The sequence below is a fragment of the Herbiconiux liukaitaii genome (genome assembly GCF_041927495.1).
GTDB lineage: Bacteria > Actinomycetota > Actinomycetes > Actinomycetales > Microbacteriaceae > Herbiconiux > Herbiconiux liukaitaii.
In genome coordinates this window covers 492,513-507,342 of sequence record NZ_JBHFHG010000004.1, presented here as the reverse complement: position 1 = coordinate 507,342, position 14,830 = coordinate 492,513, and the positions used below count along the sequence as shown (strand labels likewise).

At 70.7% G+C, this 14,830-nt stretch carries 14 protein-coding genes and 1 pseudogene; 7 read left to right on the top strand and 8 right to left on the bottom strand.

Annotation, left to right across the window (positions count from 1 at the left end; all coding sequences use genetic code 11):
* Positions 1–59: 59 nt before the first annotated feature.
* Complete coding sequence (locus tag ACEXQC_RS10010; protein ID WP_374821165.1) at positions 60–986, bottom strand: LysR family transcriptional regulator; 927 nt, start codon at positions 984–986, stop codon at positions 60–62.
* Between the two features lie 76 nt (positions 987–1,062).
* Between ACEXQC_RS10010 and ACEXQC_RS10005 the strand changes: the two genes are divergently transcribed.
* The 5 genes from ACEXQC_RS10005 to ACEXQC_RS09985 all read left to right on the top strand — a co-directional run bounded on the left by ACEXQC_RS10005 (position 1,063) and on the right by ACEXQC_RS09985 (position 6,474).
* Positions 1,063–2,793, top strand: a complete 1,731-nt coding sequence (locus ACEXQC_RS10005) for an FAD-dependent oxidoreductase (protein WP_374821162.1) — start codon at positions 1,063–1,065, stop codon at positions 2,791–2,793.
* Positions 2,794–2,914: 121 nt separating this feature from the next.
* A complete protein-coding gene (locus tag ACEXQC_RS10000; protein ID WP_374821159.1) occupies positions 2,915–3,664 on the top strand; it encodes an acetoacetate decarboxylase family protein in 750 nt (249 codons plus the stop codon).
* Positions 3,664–4,509, top strand: a complete 846-nt coding sequence (locus ACEXQC_RS09995; protein ID WP_374821157.1) for an SDR family NAD(P)-dependent oxidoreductase — start codon at positions 3,664–3,666, stop codon at positions 4,507–4,509. The genes ACEXQC_RS10000 and ACEXQC_RS09995 overlap by 1 nt, the downstream gene beginning before the upstream one ends.
* 13 nt (positions 4,510–4,522) lie before the next feature.
* On the top strand, positions 4,523–5,581 hold the full coding sequence (locus ACEXQC_RS09990) for a diacylglycerol/lipid kinase family protein (RefSeq protein WP_374821154.1): 1,059 nt from the start codon (positions 4,523–4,525) through the stop codon (positions 5,579–5,581).
* 26 nt (positions 5,582–5,607) lie between these two features.
* Entirely contained in the window at positions 5,608–6,474 is an 867-nt protein-coding gene (locus ACEXQC_RS09985) for a VOC family protein (RefSeq protein ID WP_374821151.1), read from the top strand.
* A gap of 27 nt (positions 6,475–6,501) precedes the next feature.
* Here the strand turns inward: ACEXQC_RS09985 and ACEXQC_RS09980 are convergent, their stop codons facing one another.
* Positions 6,502–7,116: a MerR family transcriptional regulator gene (locus tag ACEXQC_RS09980; protein WP_374821148.1), complete on the bottom strand. Its 615-nt coding sequence runs from the start codon at positions 7,114–7,116 to the stop codon at positions 6,502–6,504.
* 74 nt (positions 7,117–7,190) lie between these two features.
* Here ACEXQC_RS09980 and ACEXQC_RS09975 point away from each other — a divergent pair, with 74 nt between their 5' ends.
* Positions 7,191–7,724, top strand: coding sequence for a DUF4188 domain-containing protein (locus tag ACEXQC_RS09975; protein WP_374821145.1), 534 nt, complete (start codon positions 7,191–7,193; stop codon positions 7,722–7,724).
* On the opposite strand, the gene ACEXQC_RS09970 is transcribed toward ACEXQC_RS09975, so the two are convergent.
* Together ACEXQC_RS09970 and ACEXQC_RS09965 are read right to left on the bottom strand one after the other, a co-directional pair.
* Positions 7,691–8,056 carry a VOC family protein gene (locus ACEXQC_RS09970; protein ID WP_374821142.1) on the bottom strand — a complete coding sequence of 122 codons (366 nt, stop codon included), beginning with the start codon at positions 8,054–8,056 and terminating at the stop codon, positions 7,691–7,693. The genes ACEXQC_RS09975 and ACEXQC_RS09970 overlap by 34 nt on opposite strands.
* 9 nt (positions 8,057–8,065) lie before the next feature.
* Positions 8,066–8,347: a PadR family transcriptional regulator gene (locus ACEXQC_RS09965; protein ID WP_374821140.1), complete on the bottom strand. Its 282-nt coding sequence runs from the start codon at positions 8,345–8,347 to the stop codon at positions 8,066–8,068.
* Positions 8,348–8,399: 52 nt separating this feature from the next.
* On the opposite strand from ACEXQC_RS09965, the gene ACEXQC_RS09960 reads away from it, so the two are divergent.
* Positions 8,400–9,437 (top strand): PHP domain-containing protein, encoded by a 1,038-nt coding sequence (locus ACEXQC_RS09960; protein ID WP_374821137.1) that lies wholly within the window; start codon positions 8,400–8,402, stop codon positions 9,435–9,437.
* Positions 9,438–9,466: 29 nt separating this feature from the next.
* On the opposite strand, the gene ACEXQC_RS09955 is transcribed toward ACEXQC_RS09960, so the two are convergent.
* From ACEXQC_RS09955 to ACEXQC_RS09940, 4 genes and pseudogenes are all read right to left on the bottom strand, one after another.
* Positions 9,467–10,981, bottom strand: a complete 1,515-nt coding sequence (locus tag ACEXQC_RS09955) for a catalase (protein ID WP_374821134.1) — start codon at positions 10,979–10,981, stop codon at positions 9,467–9,469.
* A 7-nt stretch (positions 10,982–10,988) separates the two neighbouring features.
* Positions 10,989–11,435 carry a Fur family transcriptional regulator gene (locus ACEXQC_RS09950; RefSeq protein WP_374821132.1) on the bottom strand — a complete coding sequence of 149 codons (447 nt, stop codon included), beginning with the start codon at positions 11,433–11,435 and terminating at the stop codon, positions 10,989–10,991.
* A gap of 81 nt (positions 11,436–11,516) precedes the next feature.
* Positions 11,517–12,455 (bottom strand): cell wall-binding repeat-containing protein, encoded by a 939-nt coding sequence (locus ACEXQC_RS09945; RefSeq protein WP_374822049.1) that lies wholly within the window; start codon positions 12,453–12,455, stop codon positions 11,517–11,519.
* Positions 12,456–12,722: 267 nt separating this feature from the next.
* Positions 12,723–14,702 (bottom strand): annotated as a pseudogene (locus ACEXQC_RS09940) (bifunctional metallophosphatase/5'-nucleotidase); the annotation flags it as partial.
* Positions 14,703–14,830 lie beyond the last annotated feature (128 nt).

Below are 14,830 nucleotides of genomic sequence, written 5' to 3'. Positions count from 1 at the left end.
ATCAGCAAGGGGGCCGTCCATCAGGGCGGCCCCCTTTTGCGTCCCAAGGCGGTCCCGCTTCAGCCCGCGGGCCGCATGGTGGCGCCCGCGCGTGCCGCGAAGGCCGCCGCCGTCGACGCGATGGTGCGCTGCATCACGCCCACCGCGGCCGTCGGCGTCACGTCCGCCGGCCGCGCGAGGCTGATGGTGCGTGTCAGGGTCGGCCCCTCGAGCCGCACCGAACGCAGCCCTGGGCGATCGATGAGCACCATCGCCGGCACGATCGCCACTCCGAGCCCGCGCTCCACGAACCGCAGCACCGCATCCATCTCGGCACCCTCGAGCACCACGGAGGGCACGAGCCCCTGCCCCGCGAACGCCGCATCCGTCGCCCCGCGCAGGTCGTAGCTCGCACTGAACACGATCTGCGGCAGCGCGGCCACGTCGGCGAGCGCGATCGATGGCCCTGAGGTCACCGGGTCGGCGGCCGCCGCCGAGATCACCACGAGCTCCTCCACGAGCAGCGGCGCCACCGTGAAGCGCTCGGCCGACGACGCGTCCGAGGTGGTGATGAGCGCGAGATCGAGCTCCCCGCCCGCGAGCTCATCGAGCAGTCGTCTCGACCCGTGCTCCGAGAGGTGCAGCTCGATGGCCGGATGCGCGGCGTGGAACGCGCTCAGCACCTCGGCCACGAGGCTGATGCACAGCGTGGGCGTGGCCCCCAGCCGCACCCGACCGCGGCGGAGGCCCGCGAGTTCATCGAGCTCGCGTCGCACCGACCCGGCGTCGGCGAGCATGCGCCTGGCGAGCGGCAGCAGCGACTCCCCCGCGGTGGTGAGCGTGCTGCCGCCGCGCGAGCGGTGGAACAGTTCGGCCCCCAGATCCTGCTCGAGCGCCGCGATCTGCCGGCTCAGCGAGGGCTGGGCGAGGTGCAGCTGCGAGGCCGCTTCCGTGAACGTGCCGAGCCGCGCGATCTCCACGAATCCCTTGAGCTGGTCCAGGTTCATTTCCATAGCCTAAGTGCATCTTCGCCACGTTATATATGCATTGGAGTAATCGAGCACACGCGCCTAGCGTGAAGTCATGAGCGCATCCGAACGTCAGATCTCCACCACCGTCCTCGTCATCGGCACGGGCGGATCGGGTCTCCGCGCCGCCATCGAGCTCGCCGAAGCCGGGGTCGACGTGCTCGCCCTCGGCAAGCGCGCCAAGTCCGACGCCCACACCTCCCTCGCCGCCGGCGGCATCAACGCCGCCCTCTCCACCATGGATCCGGACGACAGCTGGCAGCAGCACGCCGCCGACACCCTCAAGGAAAGCTACCTGCTCGCGAACCCGCACACCGTGCAGATCGTGACCGAGGGAGCGGCCCGCGGCATCCAGGACCTCGAGCGCTACGGCATGCCGTTCGCGCGCGAGGACGACGGTCGCATCTCGCAGCGCTTCTTCGGCGCCCACACCTACCGCCGCACGGCCTTCGCCGGCGACTACACGGGTCTCGAGATCCAGCGCACCCTCGTGAACCGGGCAGCCCAGCTGAACGTGCCCATCCTCGACACCGTCTACGTCACACGCATCCTCGTGAACGACGACGGTGCGGTGTTCGGCGCCTACGGCTTCGACGTCGAAGACGGCACCCGCTACCTCATCCACGCCGACGCCGTCATCCTCGCCGCGGGCGGGCACAACCGCATCTGGCGCCGCACCTCGAGCCGACGCGACGAGAACACGGGCGACTCGTTCCGCCTGGCCGTCGAGGCCGGTGGCCGCCTGCGCGACCCCGAGCTCGTGCAGTTCCACCCCTCCGGCATCATCGAGCCCGAGAACGCGGCGGGCACCCTCATCTCCGAGGCGGCCCGCGGTGAGGGCGGCATCCTGCGCAACGGCCTCGGCGAGCGCTTCATGGCCCGCTACGACCCCGAGCGCATGGAGCTCTCGACCCGCGACCGTGTGGCCCTCGCGGCCTACACCGAGATCAAGGAGGGGCGCGGCACGCCCAACGGCGGCGTGTGGCTGGACGTCTCGCACCTGCCTCGCGAGACGATCATGACCCGCCTGCCCCGCGTCTACCAGACGATGCTCGAGCTGCAGATGCTCGACATCACGAAGGAGCCGATCGAGATCGCGCCGACCGCGCACTACTCGATGGGCGGCGTGTGGGTGCGTCCCGAGGACCACGGCACCGACGTTCCCGGCCTCTACGCCATCGGCGAGGCCTCCTCCGGTCTGCACGGCGCCAACCGCCTCGGCGGCAACTCGCTCATCGAGCTGCTCGTGTTCGGGCGGATCGTGGGCCAGGCGGCGGCCGACTACTCGGCATCGCTCACGGCCCAGACCCGGTCGGCTGCGGCGGTCGAGGTGGCGCGCACCGAGATCGCGGGCCTGCTCGCGGCCGACGGCACCGAGAACGTGCGCGCGCTGCAGCGTGCCATCCGCAACACCATGACGCAGCACGCCGGGGTGGTGCGCGACGAGGAGGGCCTCAAGACCGGTCTCGCCGAGCTCGACGCCATCGAGGCGCGGATCGCCGACATCGGTGTGCACCCCGACATCGCGGGGTACCAGGATCTGGCGCACGCCTTCGACCTCAAGTCGGCGGCCCTCGCCGCCCGAGCCACCCTGGAGGCGGCCCTCGAGCGCCGGGAGACCCGCGGGTGCCACAACCGCAGCGACTACCCCGAGCTCGACGAGTCGATGCAGGTCAACCTGGTCTGGTCGCCGAACGGTGTGACCCGCGAGGAGATCCCCGCCATCCCCGCCGAGATCGAGGCGCTGATGTACGAGGTGTCGGTGAGCGGCAAGCTCCTGGAGTAGCGAGAGATCGCAGTGAGAGAAGGGACTCGGCCGAGCGGGATGGCCGGGTCCATTCTCATGTTGCCGGTCTTCTCCATCCTTTAGGCTGGCGGTGCAGAGCGGGCGACAGGGAGGGGCTGACGTGCCGGAACCGACTTATCCGCCCGAGCCGTGGTACCTGGGCGGCTCGCTGCTCGTCTCCGTGTTCCTCGTGCCCGCCTCGGCGCTGCCGGTGGGGTTCGACCTCCCCGACGGCCGTCGGCCGCTGCGGATCGCCGGCCGGGTCGTGGTGGGGGTCGCTGCCGTGGAGTACGTGCCCGGCGGGGCCCTCGAGTACGACGAACTGCTCGTCGCCCTGCCCAGCTTCGGGCGCGGCGGGCTGCGCGTCACGATCCCGCAGATCTGGGTCGACAGCGAGGCGTCGAAGCGAGGCGGTCGGGAGCTCTGGGGCATCCCGAAGCACCTCGCCCGGTTCGCGCGCACGACAGCGGGGCGCCGCACCCAGGTGCGCATGCTGGTCGACGGTCGCACCGTCGCCGGGCTGGCCGCCCGCCGGGGCCGTGCGCTGCTGCCGGGGCTGCACCAGCTCGCACTGCCCATCCTGCAGCGGCTCGAGGGGCGCACCACCCTGTCGCGCAACCTCGTGATCGGCCGCGTGTCGGGGCTCCGCGCCGCCTGGCGCTTCGCCGACGACGGCCCGCTCGCGTGGCTGCGAGGCGTGCGGCCCGCCCTCAGTGTGGAGCTGCACGACGCCGCCATCGTGTTCGGGATGCGTGTGCAGCGCGGCCCGGCGGCGCCTGTGCCGGTATCTGTGCCAGCATCTGTGCCGGCGTCATCCACCCCGGTACCGCCGCTCCCCCGATCCGCTCCCCTACCCGAGAAGAGCAGCTGATGTCAGAACGACCCTTGGCCGTCGTCACGGGCGGTGCCCGCGGCATCGGCCGCCGCATCGCCGCCGACCTCCGCACCGCGGGCTACCGCGTGGTGATCGGCGACCTCGACGAGAAGGCCACCCTCGAGGCGGCCGCCGAGCTCGGCTCGGGAGTCACCGGGGTGCGCCTCGACATCACCGATCGGCAGCTCGTGCGGCAGACCATCGACGAGATCGAGACGACCCTCGGGCCCATCGACGTCTGGGTCAACAACGCGGGCATCATGCCCACGGGGGCCTTCGCGGGGCAGAGCGTCGAGCTCGCGCGCACGATCATCGACGTCGACTACGCAGCCCTGGTGGAGACCACCGCCGCCATCCTCCCCCGCTTCCTCGCGCGCCACTCGGGCACCATCGTGAACATCGGCAGCGCCACCGGGCTCAAGCCCCTCGCCGGCCTCGCCGTCTACTCGGGGGCCAAGGCCGCGGTGATCGGCTTCAGCGATGCCCTGCGCCGCGAGCTCCGGGGCACGGGGGTGACCGTGCGGGTGGTGCTGCCGAACCTCGCGCGCACTCCGCTGGCCGCCGGCATCACGCCTCCCAAGCTCGTGCCCGCCGTCACCGCCGAGCAGGTCAGCCGCGCGGTGCTGCGGTCCATCCGCTCCGGGCCGTTCGCGGTGACCGTGCCGCGCGTGCTGGGCCCCGTGCTGCGGATCTCCCGCCTGCTGCCCAGTCAGGTGCAGGACTGGCTCGACGACCGGATCGGCACCGACAGCATCGGGCTCGGCGGCGACCCCGCGGCCCGCGCCGCCTACCAGCGCGACGCCCTGCGCAAGATCGACGCCGAGCCCCGCACGGAACGATGAGCAGCACAGAACGATGAGCAGCACAGAACACGGGCCGGCCGGCCCGGAGGATGTTCGCGCGGCCGGCAAGGACGACTCCCGCACGGCCGACCCGGATGGCGCTCCTCCGACCGCTCGGCGATCCGCGGCGATCGTCGTCAACCCCGCGAAGGTCGACGTCACGACGCTCCGCCGCGTGGTGGAGCGCGCGGAGACCATCCACGGCTGGGCACCGTCGACCTGGTTCCCCACCGCGGCGGCCGACGACGGGCGCGGTGCCGTGCGCGACGCGGCCGAGCTCCGCCCCGAGCTCATCCTCGTGGCCGGGGGCGACGGCACGCTCCGCTCCGCCGCGGAGGAGCTGAGCGGCAGCGGAATCCCGCTCGGGCTGCTCGCCGTGGGCACCGCCAACCTCTTCGCCCGCGAACTGCGCCTGCCGCTCAACGATCTGGCGGCCGCCGTGGAGATCGCCTTCACGGGACGGAACCGGCCCATCGACGTGGGGGTCGTGGAGTTCGAGCGGCCAGACGGCGAGAAGGAGACGAAGGCCTTCCTCGTGATGACAGGCATCGGCGTCGATGCCCACATGGCCGCCCACACCAACGAGGCGCTCAAGCGGCGCATCGGGTGGCTCGCGTACACGGATCCGATCGCCAGGAGCGTCTTCGGCAACCGGCAGTTCGATCTCGTCTACCGGCTCGACGACAAGCCCGAGGTGGCCACGCGGGCGCACACCGTGATCGTCGGCAACTCCGGCAGCCTGCCCGCCGGCCTGCTGCTGCTGCCGGCGGCTACGGTCGACGACGGGCTGCTGGATGCGGTCGTGTTTAGGCCAGGCCGTGGATCGGGCTGGACGAACATCGGCTATCGCCTCACCTTCAACCGCCTGCTGCACCGCACGCGGGTCGGGCGGCAGCTCGTGCGGCTGACACCTCGCTCGCGCGCCATCCGCTGGGCTCAGGCCACTCGCATGAGCGTGCGGTTCGACACCCCGCAGGAGATCCAGCTCGACGGCGATCCGAGCGGAACCGTGGTGGGCGCGGTGATCACGGTGCAGCACCACGGCCTCCTCATCCGCGCACCGGGAATGTAGTTGTACCTACAACTGTTCTTCTCCGTATGAGCAGCACCGAGATCCTCGCTTCCGCCACCACCATGGGAGCCGTCACACTCCGGGTGGGTCACCTCGACCGCATGGTCGCCTACTACCGCGACGCCGTCACACTCGACGTGCTCTCGCAGGAGGGCGACACCGCCGTGCTCGGTCGCGGCGGCGTTCCCTCGATCGTGCTGCAGCACGCGCCCGAGCTCAAGAACCCCGGGCCGCGCGACGCCGGGCTCTTCCACACGGCCATCGTATTCGACACCGAGCAGGCCCTCGCCGCCGCGGTCTACTCGGTGGCCCAGCGCTTCCCGCACTCCTTCACCGGATCCTCCGACCACCTGGTCTCGAAGGCCTTCTACTTCGACGACCCCGAGGGCAACGGCGTGGAGCTCTACTGGGATCGCGACCGCAGCCTGTGGAGCTGGGCGCACGGGCAGATCGATATGGGCACCGTGTACCTCGATCCGAACGCCTTCCTGCAGGAGCACCTCACGCCGGCGCTCGTCGACGACCCGAGGGTGGGTGCCGCCCCCGTGGGGCACGTGCACCTCTCGGTCGGTGACGTGGCGCAGGCCCGTGACTTCTACGTGGACACACTCGGCTTCGAGGCCACCATCGCACTCGACACCGCGCTCTTCGTGAGCGCGGGCGGCTACCACCACCACATGGCCATGAACGTGTGGAACTCCCGCGGGGCCGGTCGCCGACAGCCCACGCTCGGCCTCGGCCAGGTCGAGATCGTGCTCCCGGATGCCGAGTCGCTCGGCGCCACGCACGAGCGCCTGCGGCACCACGGCCTGCAGACCCGCGACGACGGCCGCACGGTGACGGTCGCCGACCCCTGGAACAACACGATCCTGCTGAAGCCCGCGAGCGCGTAGGGCGCGCCCGAGAGCGCGTCGCCCCCGTCAGCGGGAGCCGAACCGCTTGGCCGAGGCCGTCTGCTGCGCCAGGCGCCGGAGGCTCAGCAGCAGCGGCTCCACGAGCACCGTGCCGAGGATGACGTAGCGCGCCGCCGCCTCCGCCGAATCCGTGGGCCCCTCCGCGATCTCGTCCTCCGCCACCCCCATCATGGCGTGGGCGTAGCGCTCGAGCACCTCGTCGGAGAGCTCGAAGCCGCCCGCCTCGAGCCCGTCGAGTGCGGCCTCGAGCGCGCCGAGCGCCGCGGGCGAGCACCCGGAGGCACCCCACCCCAGCCTCTCCAGCAGCCGCTCGGCCCGCGGGGTCTCGACGAACCGCGGATCCGCCTCCGGCGTGACCGCCACGTGCGCGATGCCCAGCAGGTCGTGCGCCGAGCTCGGCGGGTCCGCGATTGCGGCGAGGATGCGCCGGGTGCTCGCGATGCTCTGCTGGGCAGGCCCCACGAGAGCACGCACGAGCTGCAGCCGCTCGAGGTGCGAGTCGTCGTAGTCGGCCTGGTTGGGGGAGGTGAGTCTCCCCTCGTGCAGCAGGCCCTCGCGCAGGTAGAACTTGACCGTGGCCACCGGGAGGTCGGCGGCCGCGGCGAGCTGGGACATCCGCATGAGTGCCTCCTTGACATGGATAGTCTAACTATCCACAATGGATACCGACACTATCCGTTCTGAAGGGACGCATCATGGCCACGGTGAAGGACAAGAAGACGAGCAGGCGGATGACCCACGAGCACTCGGGGGAGCTCGTCGTGTTCCTCATCGGCATGCGGGTGAACCGCCCGTGGCGCGTCGACCTCTGGGCCCCGGCGTTCGCCGCGATGCCCAGGATGCTGCGCGAGCTCATGAGCGATCCGGAGTCCGGCCTCGCGGGGGTTCGCTTCACCGTGGGCCAGCGGGGGCCCGTGATCGTGCAGTACTGGACGTCGCTCGAGAAGCTCTACGCGTACGCCTCCGACAGCACGTCGGAGCACCGGCCGGCCTGGGCGGCGTTCAACCGCCGTGCCCGCAAGGCGCCTGGCGCCGTGGGGATCTGGCACGAGACGTTCGCCGTGGAGCGCGCCGAGAGCATGTACGTGGACATGCCCGTGTCCGGCCTCGCCGCGGCGACCCGCGAGGTCGCGGTCTCACCCTCTCGAGACCGCGCCGCCACCCGCGCCGAACACGGGGGCACGCCGCGCTCGCCTCAGTCGGAGGAGGAGACGAGGCAGAACGGGTGACCGGCGGGGTCGAGGTAGACCCGGAACGTCGGCTCGCCCTGGCCCGTGGCCGTGGCACCGAGGGCGAGGACACCCTTCTCGCCGGTGTCGAGGTCATCGACCCGGATGTCGAGGTGCAGCTGCTGCGGCACCTTCTGGCCCGGCCACTCCGGCGGCGTGTAGTCGTCGACCTTCTGGAACGCGAGCACCCCGTCGCCACCGGGGCGGGAGATCTCGACCCAGTCCCCCTCACCGTCTCCCACGATCTCCATGCCGAGCACCTCGGCGTAGAACGCAGCGAGGGCGGCGGGTTCGGGGCAGTCCAGGGCGATGACGTCGAGTGATCCGATCATGCGGCCATTTTAGGGCCGCTCGGTCGCCGTGGCTACGATCTCGCGAGCGGCGACCGCGCCCTCGGGTGTGAACGTGTAGAGCCTCCGGCGCCGCAGCTGCGTGTCGGTGTGCTCCTCCCAGGCCGAGGTGATCCAGCCCTGCCGCTCGAGACGCTCGAGGATGGGGTAGATCGTGCCCGACGGCCGACCCGACCTCCTCATGATCTCGAGCCCGAACACGGGCCCGGCGGTCTCGACGAGGATCGACAGCACGTCGACGGTGGGTGCGGTCACGCGCTGCAGCGGTTGCATGCCCCCAATGTAGCCCGGGTGCACACGCGTCACCCGGGTGCACACTGGGGAGATGAGCCCGCACGACGCCCTCGCCGAGATCGCTTTCCGGCTCGAGCGCGAGCTCGCCCCCGGCTTCAAGGTGAAGGCGTTCCGGCGGGCCGCCGGGGTGCTCGACGAGTTCTCGGCCGAGGAGGTCGAGGCCCGCCTCGCGGATGGGCGGCTGCGCCGCACCAAGGGCATCGGCGACTCCACGCTGCTCGTGGTGCGCCAGGCCTCTGAGGGTGCCGTGCCCGACTACCTGCAGAAGCTCCGAGACAGGGCGGATCCGGGCAGCGGCCCTGGCGACGCGCTCGAGGGTCTCGCCGCCCTGCTGCGCGGCGACCTGCACACGCACAGCGAGTGGTCCGACGGCACGACACCCGTCGGAGCCATGGTGCACGCCGCACGACTGCTCGGCCGCGACTACCTCGCGCTCACCGACCACTCACCGCACCTGAAGATCGCGCACGGGCTCACCCCCGAGCGTCTCGCCGAGCAGCTCGACGAGGTCGGAGCGCTGCAGAAGCGCGAGGAGAGTCGGCCCGCCACCGAGCGCGTGCACCTGCTCTCGGGCATCGAGGTCGACATCCTCGACGACGGATCACTCGACCAGGAGCCCGAGCTGCTCGACCGGCTCGACGTCGTGGTGGCGAGCGTGCACTCCAAGCTCCGCACCGACCGCACCACCATGACGACGCGCATGCTCGGCGCCATCGAGAACCCGCGCACGAACATCCTCGGCCACTGCACCGGCCGGCTCGTGCAGGGCGACCGCGGCACCCGCCCGCCGTCGGAGTTCGACGCAGAGCGGGTGTTCGCGGCGTGCGCCGAGCACAGCGTGGCGGTCGAGATCAACTCGCGCCCCGAGCGTCAGGATCCGCCGGACGACCTCATCGCGCTCGCGCTCGAGGCGGGCTGCGTCTTCTCGATCGACAGCGACGCCCACGCCCCCGGGCACCAGGGGTTCCTGCCCCTGGGGGCCGCGCGGGCCGAGGCCGCCGGGGTGCCGGCCGACCGCATCCTCACCACCTGGCCCCTCGAGCGACTGCGGGAGTGGCTCGAGGGGTAGCGGATCGGATGCGGCCGGGCGGCAGGCTGCTAGGCCTGGCCGATCCCCACCTCTTCGGGCGCGACATCCGCACCGGGGGCGGAGGGCTCGAGCGCGGCGGCGACACGCTGCGAGAGCGTGACGTCGACGGCGGCCCAGTACTGCAGTACGCGCTCGCGCAGCTCGGGGATCGTGACCTTCGACACGTGGCCCGCGATGTTGGCGACCAGTCGCGACCGCGCCTCGTCGTCGAGCACCTCGCGCACCAGGGTGCCCGCCTGGCCGAAGTCGTCGTCCTCGGCGTGCAGGGTGGCGGCCGAGCGCACGAGTGCGCCATCCGACTCCCAGCCCGCGTCGTTGCCGTGCGCCGCCGCGTCGGCGTGCGGGCCGCCGTACGAGTTCGGTGCGTAGACCGGGCGGTCGGCGGGCGCGAAGTCGTGGCGCATGGCGCCGTCCTTCGAATACGAGTTGACCGGCGAGTGCGGCGCGTTCACGGGCAGCTCGGCGTGGTTGGTGCCCACGCGGTAGCGGTGGGCATCCGCGTAGCTGAAGATGCGGGCGAGCAGCATCTTGTCGGGCGAGGCCGCGATGCCGGGCACGAAGTTCGAGGGGGCGAAGGTGGCCTGCTCGATCTGCGCGAAGTAGTTCTCCGGGTTGCGGTTGAGGGTCATCGTGCCCACCTCGTGCAGCGGGTAGTCGCCGTGCGGCCACACCTTGGTGAGGTCGAACGGGTTGAAGCGGTAGGTCGCCGCATCCGCGTAGGGCATGATCTGCACCGAGAGCGTCCAGGAGGGGAAGTCGCCGCGCGAGATGGCCTCGGAGAGGTCGCGGATGTGGAAGTCGGCGTCCTCACCGGCGATCTGGTCGGCGGCGCCCTGCGAGAGGATCTCGATGCCCTGGTCGGTCTTGAAGTGGTACTTCACCCAGAACCGCTCACCGGCGGCGTTGATCCACTGGTAGGTGTGCGAGCCGAAGCCGTCCATGTGGCGCCACGAGGCGGGCAGTCCGCGGTCGCCCATGAGCCAGGTCACCTGGTGCGCGCTCTCGGGCGAGAGGGTCCAGAAGTCCCACTGCATGTTGTGGTCGCGCAGGTGGGTGCCGGGGAGGCGCTTCTGCGAGCGGATGAAATCGGGGAACTTGATGCCGTCGCGGATGAAGAAGACGGGGGTGTTGTTGCCCACGAGGTCGTAGTTGCCCTCGTCGGTGTAGAACTTGAGCGCGAAGCCGCGCGGGTCGCGCCATGTGTCGGGCGATCCCTGCTCGCCGGCGACGGTCGAGAAGCGAGCGAGCAGCTCGGTGGTGGCGCCGGGCTGGAACAGCGAGGCACGCGTGTAGGCGCTCACGTCGCCCGTGGTCTCGAACGTTCCGAACGCTCCGCCGCCCTTCGCGTGCACGACGCGCTCCGGCACCCGCTCGCGGTTGAACTGAGCGAGCTTCTCGACCAGGTAGTGGTCATGCAGCACCACGGGGCCGTCGGCGCCCACGGTCTGCGAGTGCTCGTCGCTGGCGACGGGTGCGCCCGAGTTGGTGGTGGTGCCGGTGAAGGTGGGCTTCTGGTCGGTCATGATCTCCTCAAGGGGTGGGGATGGTGATGCTGCTGACATGCTGCGACTGACACGAGGGGCAGAGCCCCCAGAAGGTCACCTCGGCCGAGCTGATGGCGAAGCCGCCCGTCGACGACGGTGCGAGGCAGGGGGCCTGCCCGTGCACGCAGTCGACGTCCTCCACCGCTCCGCAGCCGGTGCACACCACGTGGTGGTGGTTGTCACCGATGCGGCGCTCGTAGAGGGCGGGCGACCCAGCGGGCTCGATGCGGCGGAGAAGCCCCGCCGCGGTGAGCGCGTTCAGCACGACGTAGGTGGCCTGCAGGGAGAACCCCGGCAGAGCAGGGGCGACCCTGCGGTGCACCGTGTCGGCGTCGGAGTGCGGGAGGCCCTCGAGGGCCTCCAGCACGGCCAGTCGCTGACCGGTCACCCGCAGGCCGGCATCACGGATGCGCGTCTCGAGTGATTCGGTCATACAACGACCGTAGCCGCTAATTATGAACAATTCATAATTAGCGGCTACGGTGCGCGTGTCGCGCAGGCGACGGGGAGGTGACTACCCGACGCCGCAGGTGGTGAGGTCTTCGACCGCCACCGTGAGCGTGGCCTCGCCACCGAGCAGCGTCACCCGGGTGGCCCCGAGCTCCGTGATCTGGTTGAGCGTCGCCACCGGGATGCAGTTGCCGGGGGTGGTGAAGAGCGGCGCGTCGAGCTTGGGCGCGAGGCCCGAGCCCGAGAGGGCGTCCGCGAACTTCTCACCCGTGGCGAGCAGCACACGATCGGCCGATTCGAAGAAGTACTCGTTGATGGAACGAGATGCTTCGTACCGGTCGGCACCGCCGAGGCGCACCGTGGAGGCGAGCTTCGAGGCGTCGGAGGCGATGCCGCCGGAGACCGACGACGTTCCGCCGACCACGACGATCTCAGCGACGTCGAGCTCTTCGAGCAGCTCCGTCGTGGGTCCGTCGAGCTGCGACCGGGATCCGTCGACCAGGATGACCGGGCCGCGACCATCGAGCGCTGCGCCCGCCGACAGGGCGTCGGCGTAGGTGCTGCCGGTGGCGATGACCGCCACAGGTGCACCGTCGGGGAACGCTGCCTCGGCGATGTTCCGCGAGGCCTCGTACCGGTCGGCTCCGCCGATGCGGGTGATCTTGCCCAGTGCTGCGAGCTCGATGACCACGCGGTTCGACACCGTCGCGGTTCCACCGACGATCACGATGTTCGTCGGGTCGAGCCGCTCGATCTCCGCGCGCACCGAGGCCGGCACCGACTGACCGGAGGTCAGCAGGATCGGGCCGTCGGCGTTGGCCGCGGCGGGAGCAGCGGACAGGGCGTCCGGGAACACCTCGCCCGAGGCCAGGTACACGGTCTCAGCACCCTCGGGGAAGCCCTCCTCCGAGGCGTTGACGGCGACCTCGTAGCGGTCGGCGCCTCCGATGCGGTCGGTCTCGATGCCGAGGTCGGTGACCTCGAAGTCGACCCAGCCGAGCACCTCGCCGGTCGCGGTGAGCACCGCGATCTTGTGGGATCCGGTGGCCAGGTCGGCGGGGAGCGTCACCGTGACGGTGCCGTCGGCCGCGACCAGCTGCCAGCCGCCGAGCTGCTGGGGCTCGGAGTAGACGACCACCGAGACCCACTCGTTGGCGTGCTCGACACCCACGAAGACGGAGAGCGTGGCTCCCGGCTTGGTGACGTCGACACCGATCGAGATGTCGCCGTAGACATCCTCCGGCAGCGCCTCTTCAGGCACCGTCGCCGGCGGGGTCGTGGGCTCCTCGGGAACGGGCGGTCGACCGTTGTTCACCTCGACCGGAACACGCACCTCGGTGCCGCTCGGCTGTGCGGTGAGCACGAGCTCGCTCGACGCCAGGGCGTCGGCCGGAACCGTGAGCGACACCGTGGCGGCGCCGTTCGTGACGGGGATCGCCTCGAAGGTCGCGGCGGAGTCCGTCCAGGTGGCGGTGAGCGAGGTGTTCTGCGGGCTGCCCAGCGACGTCAGGTCGAGACCTGACACGTCGAACGTGACCGTGGAACCCAGCTCGACCGGTGCGGCGGGGGTGTTGGTGACGGTGACGGCCTTGCGGTCGTACTCGGGCGTGAGGCCCGGGTTCGCCTCGAGGTACGCGATCCATGCGTCACGGTCGACGAGACCGGAGTCGCGGGTGTCCGTTCCGTTGGCGAACTCGCGGAAGTTGTCGCCTCCCTGCAGCAGGAAGTTGAACGAACCCACGCGGTACGACTGGTCGGCCACGATCGGCTCCCCGTCGATCCAGATCCCCGTCACACGGTCACCGGCGATGCGCGCGGCATCGTAGGTGTACTCGACGTTGTCGGAGAGACCCAGCTTGAGGAACGGGCGGGACGGCACGTTGCCGGCCGCATCCGTCTGCCACTGCTGCTCGAGAACGGTCTTGAACTGCGCGCCCGTGAGCGACGTGGTCCAGAGGTTGTTCACGAACGGCAGCACCGCGTTGGCCTCGGCGTAGGTGATGACGCCGTCGGTGTTGGCCGGGTTGGTGGACGTGTCGCCCTTGAACAGCAGGTCGGCTCGCAGGCCGCCCGGGTTCACGACACCGATCTCGGCGCCGCCTCGCTCGGGGTTGCTGAGCGAGGAGACGAGCGAGTCGGCCACCAGGTTGCCGAGCGTCGACTCGGAGGCCCGGTCGTCGCGAGCGCCGCCGGTCCAGACTCCGTCGACGAACGAGCCGCCGCCGAAGGCGGTGGTGATGTCGGCCGTGACCGAGCCCTTCGGCTGGTTGCCGATCTCGGCGGCGTAGGCGAGAGCCTCATCCGTGATCGCCTTGACCTCCGCGACGCGGGGGTAGGCGGCCACCAGGTCGGCGTCAGCGGTGGTGGTGCGCGCCACGTTCTGAGCCGTGTAGCTCACCACGTCGCTCGTGGCCGGGTCGATCGAGAGCACGACGTTGCCGATGTTCTCTCCGTAGTTGCCGGTCTGCAGCACGGGGCGGGTCTTGCCGTCGACACCGGGCACCGGGGCGTCCCACGCGTACTTCTTGTGCGTGTGACCGGTGAAGATGGCGTCGACCGAGGCCGAGGTGCCGTTGACGATGTTCGCGAAGGCGCCGCCTGCGGCGAGCTCCTCCTCGAGGGTCGAGCCCTCGACGGTGCCGGCTCCGGCACCCTCGTGGTAGGCCGCGATGATGACATCGGCCTCGCCGTTGGACTCGTCACCGTCGGTGAGCTGTGCCGTGACCCGGTTGACCGCGGCGACGGGGTCACCGAAGTCGAGGTCGGCGATGCCGGCGGGCGACACCAGGGTGGGGGTCTCGACGGTGATGGCACCGACGATGGCCACGGTCAGACCGGCGACCTCCTGCAGCGAGTACTCCTGCAGAGCCGGTGTCTGGGTGCCCTTCTCGTACACGTTGGCGCCCAGGTAGTCCCACTCGGCGTTGCGCGCGTCGTCCGCACCGATCACACGATCGGTGAGGTCGGCGTAGCCCTGGTCGAACTCGTGGTTGCCCACGGCGCTCGCGTCGAGCTCGAGTGCGTTGAGCACGTCGATGGTGGGCTGGTCGCCCTGCGTCGCCGAGGCGAACAGCGAGGCGCCGATGTTGTCACCCGTGGAGAGGAACAGCGAGTTCTCCTCGCCGCCTGCAGCACGCAGCTGCTCGACGGTACCGGCGAACTTGACCGTGTTGCCATCGATACGACCGTGGAAGTCGTTGATGTCGATCAGGTTCAGGTCGACGAGCTCGGGCTCGGCGACGGTGACCGGGATGCGCACCTCGGTGCCGCTCGGCTGAGCGGTGAGCACGATCTCCCCGGCGCCGTATGGGGCGTCGGCCGGAACGGTCAGCGTGACCTCGGCGGCACCACCGGTGACGGTGATGGGCTCGAAGGTGG

Excerpts from the sequence above, each read along its gene's own strand:
- ACEXQC_RS09965 (WP_374821140.1), bottom strand. The coding sequence starts at position 8,347 with ATGCAACCGCTGCAGCGCGTGACCGCACCCACCGTCGACGTGCTGTCG.
- ACEXQC_RS09990 (WP_374821154.1), top strand. The coding sequence starts at position 4,523 with ATGAGCAGCACAGAACACGGGCCGGCCGGCCCGGAGGATGTTCGCGCG.
- ACEXQC_RS09985 (WP_374821151.1), top strand. The coding sequence starts at position 5,608 with ATGAGCAGCACCGAGATCCTCGCTTCCGCCACCACCATGGGAGCCGTC.
- ACEXQC_RS09995 (WP_374821157.1), top strand. The coding sequence starts at position 3,664 with ATGTCAGAACGACCCTTGGCCGTCGTCACGGGCGGTGCCCGCGGCATC.
- ACEXQC_RS09955 (WP_374821134.1), bottom strand. The coding sequence starts at position 10,981 with ATGACCGACCAGAAGCCCACCTTCACCGGCACCACCACCAACTCGGGC.
- ACEXQC_RS09960 (WP_374821137.1), top strand. The coding sequence starts at position 8,400 with ATGAGCCCGCACGACGCCCTCGCCGAGATCGCTTTCCGGCTCGAGCGC.
- ACEXQC_RS09975 (WP_374821145.1), top strand. The coding sequence starts at position 7,191 with ATGGCCACGGTGAAGGACAAGAAGACGAGCAGGCGGATGACCCACGAG.
- ACEXQC_RS09950 (WP_374821132.1), bottom strand. The coding sequence starts at position 11,435 with ATGACCGAATCACTCGAGACGCGCATCCGTGATGCCGGCCTGCGGGTG.
- ACEXQC_RS10010 (WP_374821165.1), bottom strand. The coding sequence starts at position 986 with ATGAACCTGGACCAGCTCAAGGGATTCGTGGAGATCGCGCGGCTCGGC.
- ACEXQC_RS09970 (WP_374821142.1), bottom strand. The coding sequence starts at position 8,056 with ATGATCGGATCACTCGACGTCATCGCCCTGGACTGCCCCGAACCCGCC.
- ACEXQC_RS09980 (WP_374821148.1), bottom strand. The coding sequence starts at position 7,116 with ATGCGGATGTCCCAGCTCGCCGCGGCCGCCGACCTCCCGGTGGCCACG.
- ACEXQC_RS10005 (WP_374821162.1), top strand. The coding sequence starts at position 1,063 with ATGAGCGCATCCGAACGTCAGATCTCCACCACCGTCCTCGTCATCGGC.